The sequence below is a fragment of the Luteibacter sp. P4_E6 genome (assembly GCF_056401535.1).
Map to the genome: position 1 here is coordinate 1 of NZ_JBFUJE010000635.1, position 2,041 is coordinate 2,041.

Here is a 2,041-nt window from a genome sequence, read left to right on the forward strand (position 1 = left end):
CTGCGCAAACCACCGAAGAGGCCGTCGTCGCGCAGAACCGGGCCGGGCGCGCCACCGTCGTCGCCGTGGCTCAAGCACAGCGGCAGGTCGCTGCCGCCAAGCTCTCGGCAGTCCGCGCGCGCGGGGCCGAGCGTGCGGCCAATGCGGTGTTGGTCAGCACGGTGGGTCTGCCCCCGGAAACCGAAATCATCCTCGCCGACGAGACGGCCCCGGCCAATGCCACCGTCGTCCGCGCCCCGGTCAGGGGCCTGATTGCCGAAGCGCTGCGTCGCCGGCAGGACCTGCAGGCGGCAGGCAGTCAGGTCAGTGCGGCCAACGCCCGCCTCGACGCAGCAAGGGCCGCCTACCGGCCGACCATTTCGCTGAGCGCGCAGGCTTTTCAAAACGCTGGCGCGGTCAGCAGCGATGGCAGCCGCTACTCGTCCGTCAACCGGCCCGGCGGGGCCATTCTGGTTGCCTTCGAATTGCCGCTGGTCGACGGCGGCATGCGCAGAAGCAACGTTGCCATGGCCAACTCTCAGGTCGCCGGCGCACTCGACCAGCTCGACGCACTCAAAGACCGCATCTCCGCTGAAGTTGTCCGCGCCGACGTTGCGCTCGCAAYAGCCGTGCAGCAGCGGGATGAAACCGACGCGTATGTCTCGGCGTCAAAGGCGGCCTTCGATGCCGCGCTCGCCAGCTTCAGGCGCGGTCTCTCGACCGTCCAGGAGGTTGAATCGGGCAACGCCGCTTTGGCCGAGGCAATCGCGGACCGGGAATCGGCGAATGCTGACCTTCAGGTCGCCGTCGCGCAGCTGGCACTGGCGACGGGCGCCATTTCAGTGGACGCAACCGAAGCCGGCGATGGCAAGCGTCCGCAGGATGAGCCGCGCGCGCAGCACGCCGTTGCATCCGACATCCCCATCCTTCAACCAGGAGAACGTCCATGAGCAAGAAAACCGCGCAGATCATCGTTGAAACGCTCGAAGCAGCAGGCGTCAAACACTGCTACGGCATCGTGGGCGACACGATGAACCTTCTCGCCGAACACATCGAGGGAAGCACCATCGAATGGGTCCACATGCGCCACGAGGAAGCCGGCGCCTTTGCCGCCGGGGCAGAGGCCATGGTCACGGGTCAGCTGACCGCGTGCGGGGGCAGCTGCGGGCCAGGCAGCCTCCACTTCATCAATGGCCTCTACGAAGCCAACCGCAACCGCGCGCCGGTCGTTCTCATCGCAAGCCAGATCCAGCGCAGCGACATCGGCTTCAGTTCCATCCAGGAGGTCGATTTCACACGCGTCTTCGACGAGTGCTCGGTGTATTGCGACATGATTCTCACCCCCGACCAGGCGCGCAAGAAGACCGTTCTTGCCTGCCAGGCAGCGCGGTCGTTGCGCGGTGTGGCCGTGCTCATCGTCCCGGTCGACATCTCCGACTCGCCCGTCACCAATGATGTGCCGTTCAGTGTCCAGGTCAGCCAGCCCCTGGTGCGTCCCAACGACAACGAGCTCCAGCGCATCGCGGACATCCTCAATGCAGGAAACCGCATTGCAATTTATGGCGGCTCCGGTTGCGAGGGCGCCCTCGACGAGATTCTCGCCGTGGCCGATTGTCTCAAAGCACCCATCGCGCACACCTCCCGCGCCAAGGACTTCCTCGAGTTTGGCAATCCCCACAACATCGGCATGACGGGCATCCTCGGCAACGAGGCGGGCTTCAATGCGGTGCTCAAGTGCGACACCCTCCTGCTGCTCGGTGCGGACTTTGCGTGGCGGCAGTTTTACCCTGACCACGCCGACATCGTGCAAATCGACATCGACCCCATGCATCTGGGACGCCGTCACCCGGTGACACTGGGCGCGGTCGGTGACGTCAAGGAGACCATGAAAGCCCTCCTGCCGCTGCTCAACCGCCGGGAAGACACGGTCTTTCGCGACGAGTATGTCAACCGCTACAACAAAACCATGGCCGAGATGCGCGGTCACGCGAAGCCCGGCGCCCACGACTCGATTCCCGGCTCGTACCTCGCCAGTGTGCTCGACCGTGTCGCGGCCGATGAC

The 2,041-nt window shown here is 65.3% G+C and carries 2 protein-coding genes; both read left to right on the forward strand.

The window, feature by feature from the left end; genetic code table 11:
* On the forward strand, window positions 1–929 hold a 929-nt coding region (locus AC1DT2_RS21750; RefSeq protein WP_477298682.1), incomplete at its 5' end, for a TolC family protein.
* Window positions 926–2,041 (forward strand): thiamine pyrophosphate-binding protein (locus tag AC1DT2_RS21755; RefSeq protein WP_477298683.1); only part of this gene is annotated, 1,116 nt, incomplete at its 3' end. The genes AC1DT2_RS21750 and AC1DT2_RS21755, both read left to right, overlap by 4 nt.